This is a genomic window from Paenibacillus sp. EKM10P (assembly GCF_011800655.1).
In the GTDB taxonomy this organism is placed as follows: domain Bacteria; phylum Bacillota; class Bacilli; order Paenibacillales; family Paenibacillaceae; genus Paenibacillus; species Paenibacillus polymyxa.
Genome location: NZ_JAALET010000001.1, coordinates 289,451 through 305,707, shown reverse-complemented (window position 1 = coordinate 305,707; position 16,257 = coordinate 289,451). Strand labels below are relative to the sequence as shown.

General features: G+C 47.7%; 13 protein-coding genes and 1 riboswitch. All 13 genes read right to left on the bottom strand.

What is annotated here, in order from left to right:
- Positions 1 to 40: 40 nt before the first annotated feature.
- The 13 genes from HFE01_RS01085 to HFE01_RS01025 all read right to left on the bottom strand — a co-directional run bounded on the left by HFE01_RS01085 (position 41) and on the right by HFE01_RS01025 (position 16,244).
- Entirely contained in the window at positions 41 to 1,639 is a 1,599-nt protein-coding gene (locus tag HFE01_RS01085; RefSeq protein ID WP_167438289.1) for a glycosyl hydrolase, read from the bottom strand.
- Positions 1,640 to 1,652: 13 nt separating this feature from the next.
- A riboswitch (cyclic di-GMP riboswitch) is annotated at positions 1,653 to 1,734 on the bottom strand.
- A gap of 155 nt (positions 1,735 to 1,889) precedes the next feature.
- Positions 1,890 to 3,266 (bottom strand): sugar phosphate nucleotidyltransferase, encoded by a 1,377-nt coding sequence (locus tag HFE01_RS01080; protein WP_167438290.1) that lies wholly within the window; start codon positions 3,264 to 3,266, stop codon positions 1,890 to 1,892.
- Between the two features lie 744 nt (positions 3,267 to 4,010).
- On the bottom strand, positions 4,011 to 5,339 hold the full coding sequence (locus tag HFE01_RS01075) for a UDP-glucose dehydrogenase family protein (protein WP_016821249.1): 1,329 nt from the start codon (positions 5,337 to 5,339) through the stop codon (positions 4,011 to 4,013).
- 5 nt (positions 5,340 to 5,344) lie between these two features.
- Positions 5,345 to 6,445: a glycosyltransferase gene (locus HFE01_RS01070; RefSeq protein ID WP_025364260.1), complete on the bottom strand. Its 1,101-nt coding sequence runs from the start codon at positions 6,443 to 6,445 to the stop codon at positions 5,345 to 5,347.
- Positions 6,446 to 6,473: 28 nt separating this feature from the next.
- Complete coding sequence (locus HFE01_RS01065) at positions 6,474 to 7,622, bottom strand: glycosyltransferase family 4 protein (protein ID WP_016821251.1); 1,149 nt, start codon at positions 7,620 to 7,622, stop codon at positions 6,474 to 6,476.
- Positions 7,619 to 8,806 carry a glycosyltransferase family 4 protein gene (locus HFE01_RS01060; RefSeq protein WP_107734034.1) on the bottom strand — a complete coding sequence of 396 codons (1,188 nt, stop codon included), beginning with the start codon at positions 8,804 to 8,806 and terminating at the stop codon, positions 7,619 to 7,621. The genes HFE01_RS01065 and HFE01_RS01060 overlap by 4 nt, the downstream gene beginning before the upstream one ends.
- Complete coding sequence (locus tag HFE01_RS01055; RefSeq protein ID WP_016821253.1) at positions 8,793 to 9,632, bottom strand: glycosyltransferase family 2 protein; 840 nt, start codon at positions 9,630 to 9,632, stop codon at positions 8,793 to 8,795. The genes HFE01_RS01060 and HFE01_RS01055 overlap by 14 nt, the downstream gene beginning before the upstream one ends.
- 22 nt (positions 9,633 to 9,654) lie before the next feature.
- Positions 9,655 to 11,034, bottom strand: a complete 1,380-nt coding sequence (locus tag HFE01_RS01050) for a lipopolysaccharide biosynthesis protein (RefSeq protein WP_016821254.1) — start codon at positions 11,032 to 11,034, stop codon at positions 9,655 to 9,657.
- Between the two features lie 5 nt (positions 11,035 to 11,039).
- The gene (locus HFE01_RS01045; protein WP_025364259.1) at positions 11,040 to 12,482 is read right to left on the bottom strand and encodes an O-antigen ligase family protein; all 1,443 of its coding nucleotides are present in this window, start codon (positions 12,480 to 12,482) and stop codon (positions 11,040 to 11,042) included.
- 5 nt (positions 12,483 to 12,487) lie between these two features.
- On the bottom strand, positions 12,488 to 13,258 hold the full coding sequence (locus HFE01_RS01040; RefSeq protein WP_014599532.1) for a WecB/TagA/CpsF family glycosyltransferase: 771 nt from the start codon (positions 13,256 to 13,258) through the stop codon (positions 12,488 to 12,490).
- Positions 13,259 to 13,262: 4 nt separating this feature from the next.
- Complete coding sequence (locus HFE01_RS01035; RefSeq protein WP_107734035.1) at positions 13,263 to 14,600, bottom strand: O-antigen ligase family protein; 1,338 nt, start codon at positions 14,598 to 14,600, stop codon at positions 13,263 to 13,265.
- A gap of 10 nt (positions 14,601 to 14,610) precedes the next feature.
- A complete protein-coding gene (locus HFE01_RS01030) occupies positions 14,611 to 15,546 on the bottom strand; it encodes a glycosyltransferase (RefSeq protein WP_019686405.1) in 936 nt (311 codons plus the stop codon).
- A complete protein-coding gene (locus HFE01_RS01025; RefSeq protein WP_013369815.1) occupies positions 15,546 to 16,244 on the bottom strand; it encodes a sugar transferase in 699 nt (232 codons plus the stop codon). The genes HFE01_RS01030 and HFE01_RS01025 overlap by 1 nt, the downstream gene beginning before the upstream one ends.
- Positions 16,245 to 16,257 lie beyond the last annotated feature (13 nt).

Below are 16,257 nucleotides of genomic sequence, written 5' to 3'. Positions count from 1 at the left end.
CCCTCTCTCCTCAAAATTTTTGACCGGGAAAGAGTATCTATCAAGGAAGAAACAAAGCGTTTCCGGGAACCACCGCTTTCGCTTCATGCTGACTTTCCCACATCAGACGTGCCATCGCATCGCCTTTTTCATCATAGTATTCTACTTTTAGATCTACCATTTTACCTGCTTCCAAAGCGATACTGCCTTTTCGTTCTGTCCAGCTTTGTTTGAACCAACTATCGATCACTAACTTGCCGTCTACCCATACACGAATACCATCATCGGATATGGTTGTGAACGTATAGGTCTCGCAGTATTGTGGCTTGATTTTACCCGTCCAGCGAACCGAGAACTGGTCGGCATTTACCTTTGGATCAGCAGCAATGGCACGCCAGTTGTAGTCCAGCTTGCTGTCTGTACGGATCAAAACAGGACTGCCGCTCACATTCATATTGTTGAAATATTCGCCCCGTAGCCCGTTCACATATACTACATCAGGAACGGAAGGAGGAGTCGGAGCTGGAGGAGCAATCACTACTGGTGGAGCTGGGAGAGGCTCACTTTGTCCCTCATCCGGTAAGGTCGGTACATCTCCGGGTTGTTGGATGGCCTCCAGCCCATTTTTCACATCATCCCGTGTCAAACTCTTCGCATCGTTCATATAATCCTGTATTTGAGTGGTTGTGTTATTCTCGGTCAGCATCTTGCCCCAAGTCATGGAATACACCCATTTTGGCTGAGCCTGCAACACCTCAGAACTAGGTATCTCACCGTGCTCGCCAATGGCAATCGGCTTATTCCGTGCCAACTCGAGCAGTCCTTCATAATGACTTTGCTTAAAATCATTGTTGTAGATGTCTACTGCCAAAATATCCACTTTGTCATCCCCCGGATATTTTGGGGTATACGGGACAGTGTAGGAATTGGGAGCATTGGGACTCCACACCCACAGCAGATTGTTCAATTGATGCGTGTTAACAAAACGGTCGTACATGATATTCCATAGCTGATTGAAATTGTTTTTGTTTCCCCACCAGAACCAGTCACCATTCATTTCGTGATAAGGTCTCCACAATACCGGAACCCCTGCATCACGAAGCTGCTTTAACGATACAGCGACCTTATCCAGATCGGCAATGAGGAGGTTATACTGCGCAGTGCCTGGTGTGACATATTTATTGAACTCCGCCTGACTTACTTTGGCCTGCACATTGGCCCAAGTCAGCGGTCTACCCGGCAGCGCTTCATGAAAAGTCATCGTCACAATGCCACCTGCTCTACTCCAACGAATAGCGCTATCGACGACATTTTTACGTTGTGCTGCTTCTGTAGCGTCAGATTGACCAGAGATGGCTCCCATCTCATAGCCGTGCAGACCCACATACGCCTGGCTGATTTTTTGGACCTTGTTGCTTAATTCATCTGGACTTTCCAAATAATCATGCTGACCAGTGACTGTTTTCTTTCCAGAGATGCTGAGTAAATAATTGTATAGTTCACGGGCCTGAGTACAAGCGTCCGAATTAACAGGTTGTAATGAAGCGGCATTCACCACAGACAGAGAATCACCAAATCCGACGGGAAACAAAGAAAAAATTATAACTACGGGGAGTACATGACGTATCAGTCGATACAGAGGAATAAAATTGAATCTCACTTTTGCTCTTCCTTTCGGTAGCCAGGCTGCCATCCTTACGGGAAGGCCCTTTAGCTTTGCGTACCTGCCTTTCGACAGGGCTGCGTTTATCGTTGGAAGGAGTTTGGATTCCTTCTTAACCTAAGTATCGACTTTTTTTTACCAAAATTTAATAGGTCATGTTCATGAATTTACAGGTTTTCGCCCAATTTCGACAGTTTGGGCTATAAATTTTCATCAAATCTTCTTTATTTCGTTTTTACGAAAACGATTATGAGATAAATTGATGACGGGCAATTTCATTCCAATCCATGCAAAAGCGTACAATATCCTCTTCAACCAACTCAGTGCCAGTCTGCACCTCTATAAAATCCACATCGGTTACAGCCAAAATACTATGCTTGGTTCCTTCAGGGATACGGACTACGTCACCGGCCTTCACTTTGTGCAGCTTCTCATTCAAAATAATTTCCGCTTCGCCGCTAATAATGGTCCAGATTTCGCTTCGTTTGAAGTGAAGCTGGTAGCTGATATTTTTACCTTTGTGTACGCGGATTCGTTTGGTCAGTACCTCATTACCCTCGTCATACTTTACATAGTCTACAACTCGATACTGCCCCCAACGACGTTCTTCATACATTGGACGCTGATCATGAGCCTTGAGCACTTCCTTGATGCGTGGGCTTTCTGCCTTATTGGTCACAAGAATACCATCTGGGCTAGCGGCTACAATCAGATCATTCGTTCCAATGATCGCTACCGGAATGTCCAACTCATTAATAAGGCTTGTATTAACACAATCCTCCGTTACTACACCTCTGCCCACTTGCTGATTAGACATTTCTTCTGTGAGCGTATTCCAGGTGCCCAAATCCTTCCAAAAACCATCATAAGGAAGAACAACAATGTCCTTCTCCTTCTCAACGACTTCGTAGTCAAAGCTGATTTTCTCCAGAGATGCGTATTGCTTTTGCATTTCTTCATAATTCAGCGGCAAACCCTTGGATGCCAGGATATCCAGCAAATAGCTTAATTTGAATGCAAAAACCCCGCAGTTCCATAGAGCATTGCGTTCAATCAGACGCTCCGCCTGCTCCCGGTCGGGTTTCTCTTGAAAATGGCTCACTTCGCGGTAGCCTGTGCTACCTTGAGTGGCATCGTTTTTCGGAATAATATAACCGTATTTCTCTGAAGGATAGGAAGGGACAACCCCGATTAATGCAAGCTTGCCTTCACTCTCCTGAAGTGTATGCTCCAGTTGGGCAACGGAAGCAAAGAAAGCATCCTCTACATAAGGATCTACAGGCAATATAGCTATAATTTCATCAGGCGAAACACCCGCAATGGAATATAGATAAGTCGCTGTCAGCGCAATCGCAGGAAAGGTATCTCTGCGTTCCGGCTCAACTATGATGCGCGTATTCGATCCGATCTGACTCTGGATCATTTCGACCTGCGCTCTCCCTGTCGCAATAAACGAGGATTCGGATAATCCGTTGTCTCCCAATTGTCTCCATACCCGCTGCACCATGGATTCCGAAATCCCTTCCGGGCTCTCCAGTACCTTCAAAAACTGTTTGGAACGGGAATCGTTGGATAACGGCCATAATCTTTTACCGGAACCACCAGACAAAAGTACGAGCTTCATAACTCTCCACTTCCTCTCTATTATGTGTGGGTGATCGTTCTGATGATGAGTTGCTACCCGCTACGGTATGGATTTGATCTTACGATCGCTGTTGCCGTGGGATTCTTCGGATTGTGTAAGACATTTATATGTAAGAATCCCACGTCAAAGGCGAACGCTCCGCTTCTCCAGATTCAAATCTATTCCTGCGCTACTCAAAAATGCATCATATCGATCATACCTTGTGGTGCAAAAGGCACGACCGGACATTATTAAGTCTGGTCAGCCTGTTAAAATCTCACACTTTCGGGGCTTGCCCGCTGGGCTTGCAAGCTTCTAGTAATCGAGGTTTCGTAACGCCTTGCCAAGATTGCTGCGACAACCGCGATGGCAGCTTTGCTCCGCAGGAGCAACATAGCGTATCCGCATGGTAGGCTTGCTCCACAGGGGCGCCGCGGTACAGCGCATGGCGCCTTAATCGGAAGGAGCGGCTTCAACTGTGCCGCTCCTTCCGATACGCCCTTACTACTCCCATCCCCTAAGATGGGAGATTAAACATCGTGACTTGGTGCGGCAAAAGCAGCGGAGCGGGCAGAATTGTTCTGAAGAAGCGTCAGCGTTTGCCTTTATCCCCGGATTTTAACCTTTGAATGTTTTATACAATCCAGAAAATCCGGGGGTAACAGCAATCGGAAGAACAATCTGCACGCGCAGCGCCTTCAGCGCCTCCCACATCACCACAGTCACTTTTTAATCTGTTACTTTTTAAACTTCCACTTTATCTCTGTTCCATCCACTCATCCGCGGACGACCCACGGAGTAGTATTCCAGTCCAGAGCCTTGAATCTGTTCCTCGGTGAATACGTTACGACCGTCAATCAGAACTGGCTTGTGTAGAATAGAGCCCAGTTGCACGAGATCAACTTCTTTGAACTCTTCCCAATCCGTCAGCAGGCACACAGCGTCGCTTCTTTCGGCGGCTTGCTGCGGGGAGGAGCACCATATAATATTCGGGTGATCCACGCGCTCCTTGAATTTATCCATCGCAATGGGATCATACAGCTTGACAATAGCACCTGCCTGAATGAGCGTTTCTACGATTTCCAGTGCTGGAGCTTCGCGGATGTCATCTGTATTAGGCTTGAAGGCGAGGCCCCAAATGCCAATCGATACGCCGTTTAGCTGACCCAGCGATTCACGCAGCTTGGATACAATCATAAAGCGCTGGTCAGTGTTCACCTCGACCACCGATTTTAACAACTTAAATTCATAGTCTACATTACCCGCAATTTGGATGAGCGCATTCGTATCTTTCGGGAAGCAAGAGCCCCCGTATCCGATCCCTGCTTGCAGGAAAGAGGAACCGATCCGTTTGTCCATGCCCATACCTTCTGCCACACAGGTAACGTCCGCGCCAACCTTTTCGCAAATATTAGCAATCTCGTTAATAAACGAAATTTTAGTTGCCAAGAACGCATTGGAGGCATATTTGATCATTTCAGCACTGCGGATATCGGTCACATAGATTTTATCCGTGAATACCTGATGCAGAGTGACCATTGTTTCACGCAAACCTGTATTGTCCAAACCAATAATGATGCGATCTGGATGAAGCGTATCATTGATGGCTGAGCCTTCTCTCAGGAACTCCGGCGCGGATACAATATCAAAAGACAAACTCGTATGTCGAGCCACTACGTCCTTAATCTTTTCGTTCGTTCCGACAGGTACGGTACTCTTGGTCATAATAATCTTGTACCCGTTCATGGCTTTGCCGACATCGGCAGCCGCCTGTTCAATGTAAGACAAATTCGCCTCGCCGTTAGCCAGTGAAGGCGTACCTACCGCTAAAATAACGATATCCGAGCGACGTACCGCATCGGCCAAATCCGAGGTGAACTCCAAACGGCCAGCTTCCAGATTCAACGCGATCAATTCCTCAATACCCGGTTCATAGATCGGAGATTCTGCCCGATTCAACATGTCGATTTTGTACTGCTCCAGATCGACACAAATCACCTCATTACCTTTTTGCGCAAAACACACACCCGAGACGAGTCCAACGTATCCAGTACCGATTACAGCCAGCTTCATTCCGTTCATCCTCCTTTTAGAAAGTTCACATAGGCTTGTTCTACATACTTTTTCAATTGATCCTTGAAGTTATCTTCATCAAATTTGCGGGCATGGGTAATGATATCGTCCACATTCCATGCATGTTGCTCGACCTTTGCGACGGCCTCCAGCACATCGTCTACCTGATGCTTGCGGAAAAATACGCCGTTCACATGAGGAACAATCGTATCCAGCGCTCCCCCGCCCTGAAAAGCGATAACTGGCCGTCCAGCCGCATTCGCCTCCAAAGGCGTAATACCGAAGTCCTCTTCCCCCGGAAAGACAAGCGCCCGGCATTCGGCCATCAGCTTGTTAACCTCTTCGTCCTCAAGCCTGCCGAGGAACTCAATGTTCGGGCCAGCCATGGCTTCGAGTCGTTTACGATCTGGTCCTTCACCAACGATGCGCAGCTTGAGACCGTTACGTTTGAATGCCTCGATCGCGAGATCAATGCGCTTGTAAGACACCAATCGGGATACGATCAAATAATAGTCACCGATGCTTGTAGCACGTTTGAAACGGGATGTATTGATAGGAGGGAAAATAACATCTGCCTCCCGTTGGTAATAGTGCAGAATTCTCCGTTTGACGACGGAAGAATTGGCGATAAACTGGTCTACGTTGCGAGAAGTTTTGGCATCCCATGTTTTCAGCCTGTTCATGTACAGCTTTAGCATATTTTTGAGCAGGTTGGATTTGGACTGCCGGGCCATATATGTATCGTAATCCCAGGCAAACCGCATCGGTGTGTGACAGTAACAAATGTGAAACGTATGTTTGGGTACCTGGATGCTTTTCATAAATGCGCTGCTGGAGCTTAAAACAATGTCGAAATCCCTAAAATCAAAATCACGGATAGCGATGGGATACAGCGGCAGCACTCCTTTGAAATTGGTCTTCACTCCTGGGACGTTTTGTAGCCAAGTGGCTCTAATGTCCGCATCCTTCAAGTTGCGCGACAGGCGCTCGTCGCTGAACACCGTTGTGAAGATGGGAGCCTCCGGATACATATCATGGAATACCTCTACTACCCTTTCCGCTCCGCCCATTTGGATTAAGTAATCATGTGCTATCGCTATTTTCATCTGAATCATCCTTTAACGCGAATGTCGGTCAGACTCCTGCCAACAAACCCTTATAGTAATGAACTATATCCTTAACAGTGTTCTCGATGACAAAATGCTTCTTGACCCGTTCCATCCCTCTCTCACCCATCTGCTGACGTTCCTGTGGATGCTCCAGCATCCAGCGGATGGCTTCTTCCAGCTTGGCCGGGTCTCCCGGTTCAATGAGCAGCCCGGTTTCATTAGGTACCACCGTTTCCTTGGGACCACCTTCGTTTGAAGCGATCACTGGCAAACCTGCAGCCATTCCCTCAATAATGACTTGACCGAATGGCTCCGGTGTAATGGAAGTATGAATTAGCAGGTCACAGCGCTGCATCAGTCCCTGAATGTCATCGACGTGTCCCATCAGATTGACGTTGGTCAACCCATATTCGCGCATCGTGGATTCCAATCGTTGTTTGTATTCCTCTTCTCCGAACAACGCATCTCCAGCCAGCCAGAATTTCACACGCTGATCTGGTAAAAAAGAACGTGCCGCTTCCAATAAAATATGTTGTCCCTTCCATTCCGCCAATCTGCCGACCAATACGACGTTAAACGAGTCATCGCCACGCAAATGCGCAGCCGAATCACGAGCCGTAATTGCTTTGGCAAAAGCGGAGTAGACGACGAGCGTCTTTTTGTCCGGGGGTAATTCCAATGCACTCAGCGTGGATTTGGAATTGGCAATCACACCGTTAGGCAAAAAGCGGGACATCAGCCGAATCCCTTTGGCTACAATCGGCTTCAGATACGGCGGACCGATGTGGTCACGGATATGCCAGATCAACGGCAGCTTCGCCGATTTGGCGGCTACTGCACCATACAGTGCAGATTTGAGTGAGTTCGTATGCACACACACGACTTTTTCCTCACGCAGCAATGGCGCGAGTTTTCTGCCGTAAGCCAGCAATCGAAAGGCTGCTGCAGGCGCACCCAGATTAACAGCATTTCGTCCTCGATTGCGAATCGAATCATCTAGTGGAACGATGCGCACATCAATATCACGCTGCCGAAGCCGATCCGCCAAATCGCCCTCCTCCGCCAAAATAACGAGCGGGTCGATATGTTCCCCAATATTCGTCAGGATGTTATACAAAGCGACTTCGCCGCCGCTCCATCTTGCCGTATGGTCAATATAAGCTACTCTCATCATTTCGCCGCCGCCTTTCTGTCAAGGACCTGTCGGAACACCTCTTCTACCTGCTCCGCTACATGTCCCCATGTGTATCTGCTCAGGACATGGTCCCGGCATTCCCGTGCATTCGGTAGAAGTTCACGATGATCCAGCACACGCAGCAGCCCAGCAGCAATGGCTTCACTGTCCGTCCCCTGGAACAAAAGCTCAGGACGGAATCTTCTTAAGATTTCCTTGTTGCCGCCTACAGGAGTGGCCAGCACCGGTAGTCCCGAGGCCATCGCCTCGACTGTAATCAGACCGAAACCCTCTAGTGCCTGTGTTGGCACAACGAACAAGTTCGAGGCTTGATGGTACAGGGGCAGCTCCTCATCCGACACATAACCAAGCAATCTTACGTGATTATGAAGATTGTATTCCGCCACCTTGGAAGCCAATTCCTCCATCAAGGGGCCCTTCCCACCAATCAGCAGCAGATGATCAGGGTGTCGCTCGGTTACTCGCCGCCATGCTTCAAGCAGCTGTAGCAGTCCCATGCGATTAACAAGACGACGAACGGTTAGCACAATCGTCGCATTTTGCGGCAAATTCAGCCGCTTCCGTACGGCCTCCTGATCCTCTGCCGGATGGAACCTTTCTACATTCGCCGCACCAGGAATAATATGAATTTTACTAAGTGGAACTTTATAGTGCTCATGTAAAATATCCCGAAAAGTCTCGCTTAGCACTATAAATTTATCCGCCAAACCATAAGCTTTCATTTCAATGGATTTGGCCAACGTCGTTTTAAGAAAATGCTTAATTCCCTGTCCTTCAATCTTCATTTCCTCCGTCCACGGTCCGTGGAAGGTGGTAACGACCGGGATTCCTCTTTTTTTCGCCTCCAGTGCCGGTCCGACACTATAGGGAGCAAAGTGGGAATACAGCACATCTATCGGTTGCTTGTCGAACAGTTCTGCTGCATATTTTTGCATCAGCTCTCGACGCTTCCAGATGGATTGCTGCTTGCTACCAATTGAATGAATACGAATACGTTCAGGCGCCTGAGGCTGCTCATCACTACAGATTAAAGCATCCAGCGTATTGCGCTCTAGCGTAAGCTGCTCACAGATGGATTTGAAATATGTGTTGAGACCTCCTGGCTGCAAGGACGGCCAGCTCAGCCCGGTTGCCGCAATACGAAATCCGTTATTGTACGACATAGCTGGTTTCTCCTTTCTGCTCGGTTTGTCCGCCATCCACAACTTCAATCTTTTTTCGCCGCTTGGTTAACTCATAATGCTTGAAGCAGACGAGAAACTCATACATCACCCAGAAAACGGCTACGGCAAAACCCGCCAACCCCTTGCGGTATAAGCCTTGAACAAAATACTTCTGTACAAAGCGGGCAGGCGGCCTCCACAACAGTCTGGTAATCCGAAAGGATCTTCCTTTGTTAAATGCCGTCTCTGCTTCCAGATCCGTATATTTGTTAAAACGGGTCATATGATCGCTGATGCTGCGGAAGCCATAGTGCCATAACACGCCCTCCAGATTGATGATCTGGGAAGAGGCTACATCCGGCATTTCATGAACAAGACTATTCGTAATGCCATAAATTCGCCGATTGTACAAACGAACCAAATACTCGCCTTTGTTCATCCATTTGCCGAGAAAATCGCCAATGCGAAATACAGAATAGGCTTTGGCCGGATCGTGGAGCGTTTCCTTTACTTTCAACAAGTCACCAAGCAACTCTGCATCCACTACTTCGTCTGTATCAATCAGGAAAATCCAATCAAATTCCGCTTTATCAACACCAAACATGCGCTGTTTGGCATAACCAGGCCATGGGTTGGAAAACACCCGACAGCCCAATGATTCAGCTACCTGAATCGTATTGTCTTTGCTCCCTCCGTCAATGACGACGATATCGTCCGCAAAGGGCTGACAGGATTTAATGGCGGCTGTAATTCGAGTGCCATCATCCTGAGCGATAATAACTACGGATATCCGGTTGTCCGCGGGAACGCTAGACATGTGGTTCATTAGCGGGTGCCTCCTTCTTTATCTAACCGTTAACTGGCTTTTTCCGGATGTAGTGTGACATCGTTGATCGGAGCCATTGAAAATCTTGTTTGGAAATAAGCAGTCTTGGAATTTTCATTTTTAGAACGAACTTAACATTACATAAAATGAAAACGAACCGTAAAATCCCCGAAGACAGCATTGCTATCCCTGCACCCGTCAATCCATATCTCGGCACGAGTATGGACAGCAATGGAATGACGAGCGCCAATCCGACACCCTGTAGAATGGTAACCAGTTTGGGCTTACCCAGCGCCATAAATTGTTGTGCCAGCACCATGGTACCTCCACTGATAGCAACCTCAAGCACCAGAAACCGGAATACCGTAAGCGCTTGTTTAAACTCTTGACCATATAACAATGTAAATACGAACGGAGCAACCAGCATTAACATCACCGCAGCCAAAAAGGTTGCCGTTGAAGTCACTCTAAATGCCCGGAATGTTATGGCCACTGCCTCTTCCTTATCCAGACCAGAGGCTTTGGGAAACAACACGACAATGATCGAGGTTGAAAATACATTCACCATCCGGGCCAGGCTGACCGCTACCGCATATAAACCGAGATCAGCAGGTCTGAGCAGACCTGCAATCAAAATCTGGTCAATGTAAGTGGAAACCTGCCCCATGAGATCATTCCCGTATGAACCCATACCGTAGGTAAAGAGATTTTTAAATTGCGTCCAGCTGTTCTTCACCTTTGGTTTGTACAGCCGAATCATTCGTATCGTGACACCGATATAGATCGGCAAGCCTGGCAGTAAGTAAGCCAATGCTGAGGTGTACGGATTCATTGTCCCCGTCAGGATCAGAATCGCCAGACCCAGCAGTGTACTTAGTGGTACCAGGTACCGGAATAAATTGTATTGTTTATATTCCGAGCGAACTTGAAGCAATGCATTATTGATCTGTGAAATCGCTATGAGCGGACACATCATCATAGAACACTGCGCGAAAAGTATGACCGATGAAGAAAAAGAGCGCAGCCAATAAGGAATTAGAAATACTCCGACGAGTGTCGCCATTCCCCCGAATACCGTAGCCAGCAGCAAGGCCAGACCATACAGCTTACCCGTTTCCTCAGGTTTCCTTTTGGCATTGTATATCAATGCAGATGGAACACCGAAGCTCATGCAGAAGGCAAGAAATTGGGACCAGTTCACCATCGCTGTCTGTTCCCCGCGTCCAGTAGGACCCAAGAATCGTGCCGTCAGCACACCAGTCAGCATATTCACGACGAGAATCAGCATACTGAATATCATCGTTTTTACTGCTGCAGAGCTGTTATCCTTGCTTTTGGCAAACCGAATCACCGTGGACCATAGTGTCCGGACAGGTGCGGATAATGCTTGTAAGTTTTGCACAGCCTTTACCTTCTTTCCGCGATGACATCTTTTGCCCATAGTCCTATTCCGATCATCATCCAGATCAAATAGCCGCGCATACCGGGGAAACCATTATCCGATATGAGACTGGCTACAGCTCCGGCCCATGTAGCCAACGCCAGTCTGATATAAGGCTGACTGGAATTCCGTTCGGCAATACGGACGAGAAGGCGCTTGATGATAACGAACAGACCACCGAAGAAAAAGAATGCTCCGCAAATACCGAAGGTGAGGAAAATGGCAATATATCCATTATCCATAATCCCAAGTTCACCGAGATCGCCGCCGTTATCAAGCTTGGTTCCGATACCTACACTCCCGATCCCCTGCCCGACCGGATTGTTAGTAATCGCCGGAAGCATTGTATGCAGTAGATCCAAACGTTCATTGTATGAATGATCCTGTTGAATATCTGTCAACGTCTGCATGCGAGCCACCAAACCTTCTGCCCCCGGAAGTTTTGGAACGATGATATAGAGAAGAAGACCGACGATAGCAAGTTGAAACAGGGTCTTCCACTTTCCTTTGGAGGATGAGCTGAGGATGTAAGCCAGCAACATGACGAATGCAATCAGCCAGGCTGAACGTACGAGCGTGACCAAGAGACAAACGACTGTTAGCAGGACTCCAATCCATCCCAATGTGCCTCGCCACCGTTTCTCCATCAGCATTGGTACAAGTGCCATTGCCAGGAAAATAGCGCATGGGCCGGGCGAGTTCATGGAAGAAAACACTCTAATTTGAAGCGGTTCTGGCACGCCAATGGAATTCATTTCCACATGATTCATCCAAAATGCATCCCAAGGAGGCACCGTCAAGTACTGAATAATGCCGTATATCGCTACTAGAACAGCAATGTTGGCGTATGAATACAGCAGTCGGTCCAGCTCCTTGGCTTTCATAGGCTTAATCGCAAGATAAGGCAATAGAAGCAATGGAACCACATAATTGGCCAAATCATAAGCAAAAACAATACCATTTTTGAATAACCCGACCACACTTCCGTAGGCCAACTCTATGCCGAAAAATACAGCAATCCGGGTTAATGGCTTTTCCGCCAGATGAATCCCCCGCAGCACAGGAATGATCAGCATGCTGCTTACCAGCAGCGGCGCTACGCTCAACAAGGAAACCGAGTGATACGTTCCCTCCAACCAATCTGCAATGCGGCGGATTTCCGGGCCTACTGCCCACACCACCAATGTGTAAGAAATCAATAGCCGTGATTGCAAGATCGCCAGCAGGAAGGCTGGAAAAACGATCGCCAGCAATATGGCTCCTTGCTGGCTCGTGGTGGGATTCATCTTGGCGCTGACAAATCCGATGGCGAGTGGTAGCATACAAGCCAGCACCCCCATGCCGATCATGCCGATTCCACGCCGACTTCCTAGCCAGAAGGAAATCTGCTGATCTGCCAACCGACTCATGTTTCTCACCCCTGGCCTCCCTTCATCCGCTTCCGCTTGAACATCTCTTTAAACAGCAGAACGAGGAACTGGGAATCCTCAATCAAATATCTTTTCCACAATCGTTTAGGCTCCTGAGACAACCTCCAAAACCATTCAAATCCTGTCTTCTGCATCAGCTCCGGTGCTCTCTTTACATTTCCCGACAGGAAATCAAAGGTCGCTCCCACCCCAATCGAAACTGGAGCGCGGTAAGTCTCATAATATCTGTAAATCCATTTTTCCTGCTTCGGTGCTCCTACACCTACAAAAACGATGTCTGGGCGAGCCTCTTGAAGCAACTGGATAATGTATCTGTTCTCCTCTTCGTTTTTCTCAAAACCATAAGAAGGAGAATAGCAGCCTACTACATTCATGTTTGGATAGGATTCCTGGAGATTAAGCATAGCCTTCTCAGGAATACCGTCAGCTGCACCCAGAAAAAACAAGCGATAGCCCCGATCCTCAAAAGCCTCTCCCAGTCGGGTGAACAAATCGGACCCTGACACTTTTTGTTTGAGGGGCTTTTTCAGCAACTTAGACGCCCAAATGATAGGCATTCCATCAGCCACTACAGCTCCGGCATCCGAATATACCTTGCGGAATTCATCATCCTTACGAAGCTTGATCACATGATCGACATTACAGGTCAAAATGTAGGAATGACGCTGATGCTCAATAGAAGTATCTATAAATTCGAGTAGATCATTAAAATCGTAATTATCAAAGTTGACATCGAACATGTTCACTCTGCTCATCGTATCACTTCTCTTTGCGAAAATCGGTTTGAGTAGATGTCTGGTATAATGCGTTCAAATACCAGCAAAACGGAATAATCATCTGAACCGTCGACAACGTATTATCTGAAAACGAATAGATCAAAAAACCTGCAATTAAAGTTGCAAAATAAGGTTTGATAGACTTGGCAAGTGACCGGTAAATGAGAGCGAACACGATCAGTAATGAAAGCATTAATAGCCCGCAACCGATATATCCGGTATCAAAATAAAATCGTATATACTCGTTATGCGGTACAACAAAACCATTGAATAACGTCCCGTCGTTCGCAACCGTTACCGCGCCAAGGCCTCTGCCTGACCAAGGGTAATCATGTACTCTGTTCAAAAAATATTCCCATGCCTCCGAGCGTCCCGATAGGTCAATGCCTGTGTCGGTCTCCCGTTCGAAGGAGCGTTTTTTTAAATTGTTCCATTGTAGGGCCACCGCCCCCAGAGCAACCAAAAACGATCCGGCCAGCGGTAGCAAATAATTGACTTTTCCCTTGAGGTACTGACGGGCAATATCAAACAGATACACAGCAAACATTAATAGCAATGCCAGAATCGGCCCACGTGTACCGGTGGCGATCAGGATTAGAAAGTTCAGGGCCAACACCGTGTAATAAAAAGCAGCTTGCCTAGGTTTGCGCTTGACCTCAATCAGAGAGACGGCAATTCCGAGAAAGGAGAGCATTGCCAAATGCGGCGGTATGTTCGCTCCTTGTACTCTGACTGCGCCCGTAAATTCCACATCCGTAAATGAGTGCAATCCTAAAACCTGCAAGCCTAATCCAATGATCACACTAATAATCGGCAACAGGCTGATCAGTCGAATATGCTTTTCCGCCACATCCTTTTTCCACTGGATCAGTAAAAAAAAGAAGGGCAGTGATAGTCCCACGAACGCCTTGACGGCAATCGAGGTCGTTAACAAAGGCAGCCATGCTGAAAATCCAAATGTAATCCCCAGCATGATCACCAATGCCCAGACTGGATAGCTGAACTTGAGACGAATGCCATACACGAGCATGCAGGGCACTAGCAGAGCCAAAATGCCCAATTTGTACAATGACAATATCTCAATGCCGAACACGCCACCCTGATACAGAGAATCGACCGAGACCGCTGTGCTTAGCAAAACCGCATAGCTAATGCGCTCTGGATGATGGATAGAGACAGCCAACAAAAGCAGTAAGCATACCGCCGCAATACTGACCACAGGTTGATAGGTAGCTGCAATTCCTACAGCAAGAGCGCCTAGTAGAAAAATAAAAACATGCTGTATCGTGTTTATTCTGGAAGTCCAAGGATAGTTACTCATGTTCAATCTTTCACCCCGCAGCTGACTCGCTTTTCCGGTTGCGCAGTGTATCCAGCGTTCCGCGGATATTTTCAAGCCTGCACCGATTCAACAGCTTCCTGCCCTCAGTACGTGCCAGCAGGGAATCCACCGTGATGTATAACACTTTGGCTGCCACTTTTGCCATCAGCACCGCGTTGCCGCGCAGACCTGTAGCCTGAGCAGCATTAGACATGCCCTGACAATAGTAGCGATTCAAGATCCATTCTCTCGTTAAGCGTGAAGCCGGAACAAAATGTTCTACAGCCATGTGCGGATGATACATAATCGTTCCACCATTTTTACGGATTTGCTCAAATACCCACGATTCTTCACCAGATAGGAGGATATCTCCCTTTCTGCCCAAGTGAAGCGGGAACATGACGGCGGCGAAAGCCGTTTTGCGCATAGCCATATTCGCCCCAAATGGATTCAGGCCCGCCGGATATTCCCGAACGGATTTCCCCAGATCAATAATCGTGTAGGGCAGTTCAAGCGGCCCTGTCAACCAGTTCGGCCGTTCCGTCTCAAACTTAGGATCAATCTTCCCACCCATAGCCGTTAGCTCGGGATTGTTCCCAAAGGCCGACATAATCGTTTGCAGCCATGTAACACACGGAATTGCATCATCATCCAGAAAAGCAATGACGTCTGCTTTTGATAACGTAATGCCAGCATTACGAGCGGCAGACAGTCCTTGTTCGCGCTCATAATGATACCGAAGATGAATATGCTGACCATGCGCAACGGTGAATCTTTTGATCGTCGCTGCTGTATGATCGGTGGATCGGTTATCGACCACAATGATCTCAGCCAGTGCAAGGTCTTCCAGCTTCAGTAGAGACATTAACGTTTTCTCCAGCAGGTCCGCCCGGTTATAGGTGCAAATAACGACGGACACTGCGGGACATCGCTTAAATGCATCCATCAGTAAGCATCCTTGGAGAACAGCATTTTAACGCCTGTTTTCATGATGATTTTCAGATCGAGCCACGTATTGCGAACATGAATATACTTCAAATCCATTTGCACCATTTCTTCGAAGCCTACACTGTTACGTGCGCTCACCTGCCAGTAACCCGTACATCCCGGTGTTACAATCAGGCGCTGCTTGTCATAATCGGAGTATTGCTCAACCTCGCTGGGCAACGGCGGACGCGGACCGACTAAAGTCATGTCTCCAACCAACACATTCCACAGCTGCGGAATCTCATCAATACTCGTCTTGCGCAGAAAACTGCCAATTTTCGTGATCCGAGGATCGTTTTTAATTTTGAACATGGCGCCGCTCACTTCATTCAGCTCCATCAGGTCCTTTTTCAGTTCCTCGGCATTGGACACCATTGAACGGAATTTATACATATCGAATAACTTCTCATTCTTGCCCACCCGAGTTTGCTTGAAAAACACACTTCCCTTTGGGTCTTCGAGCTTAATCAGAATGGCCACCACTGCAAACAATGGAAGCAAGACAATTAAGCCCACAAAAGACAGCAGCATATCAAGGAGGCGTTTTGTGACCAGGTAGGACGTTTTATCCTGAATTTGTGTATTTCCGTATGGCATGTAAAACGCTTTACCTGACATGACAGCCTCGCCATCCTCCGGTAAATTTTCCATGCTCATGCTGACGTACCTC

Bases quoted from the DNA above. Each gene is read 5' to 3' on its own strand.
- HFE01_RS01065 (WP_016821251.1), bottom strand. From the start codon at position 7,622: ATGATGAGAGTAGCTTATATTGACCATACGGCAAGATGGAGCGGCGGC.
- HFE01_RS01025 (WP_013369815.1), bottom strand. From the start codon at position 16,244: ATGAGCATGGAAAATTTACCGGAGGATGGCGAGGCTGTCATGTCAGGT.
- HFE01_RS01080 (WP_167438290.1), bottom strand. From the start codon at position 3,266: ATGAAGCTCGTACTTTTGTCTGGTGGTTCCGGTAAAAGATTATGGCCG.
- HFE01_RS01035 (WP_107734035.1), bottom strand. From the start codon at position 14,600: ATGAGTAACTATCCTTGGACTTCCAGAATAAACACGATACAGCATGTT.
- HFE01_RS01060 (WP_107734034.1), bottom strand. From the start codon at position 8,806: ATGTCGTACAATAACGGATTTCGTATTGCGGCAACCGGGCTGAGCTGG.
- HFE01_RS01045 (WP_025364259.1), bottom strand. From the start codon at position 12,482: ATGAGTCGGTTGGCAGATCAGCAGATTTCCTTCTGGCTAGGAAGTCGG.
- HFE01_RS01030 (WP_019686405.1), bottom strand. From the start codon at position 15,546: ATGGATGCATTTAAGCGATGTCCCGCAGTGTCCGTCGTTATTTGCACC.
- HFE01_RS01070 (WP_025364260.1), bottom strand. From the start codon at position 6,445: ATGAAAATAGCGATAGCACATGATTACTTAATCCAAATGGGCGGAGCG.
- HFE01_RS01075 (WP_016821249.1), bottom strand. From the start codon at position 5,339: ATGAAGCTGGCTGTAATCGGTACTGGATACGTTGGACTCGTCTCGGGT.
- HFE01_RS01040 (WP_014599532.1), bottom strand. From the start codon at position 13,258: ATGAGCAGAGTGAACATGTTCGATGTCAACTTTGATAATTACGATTTT.
- HFE01_RS01055 (WP_016821253.1), bottom strand. From the start codon at position 9,632: ATGAACCACATGTCTAGCGTTCCCGCGGACAACCGGATATCCGTAGTT.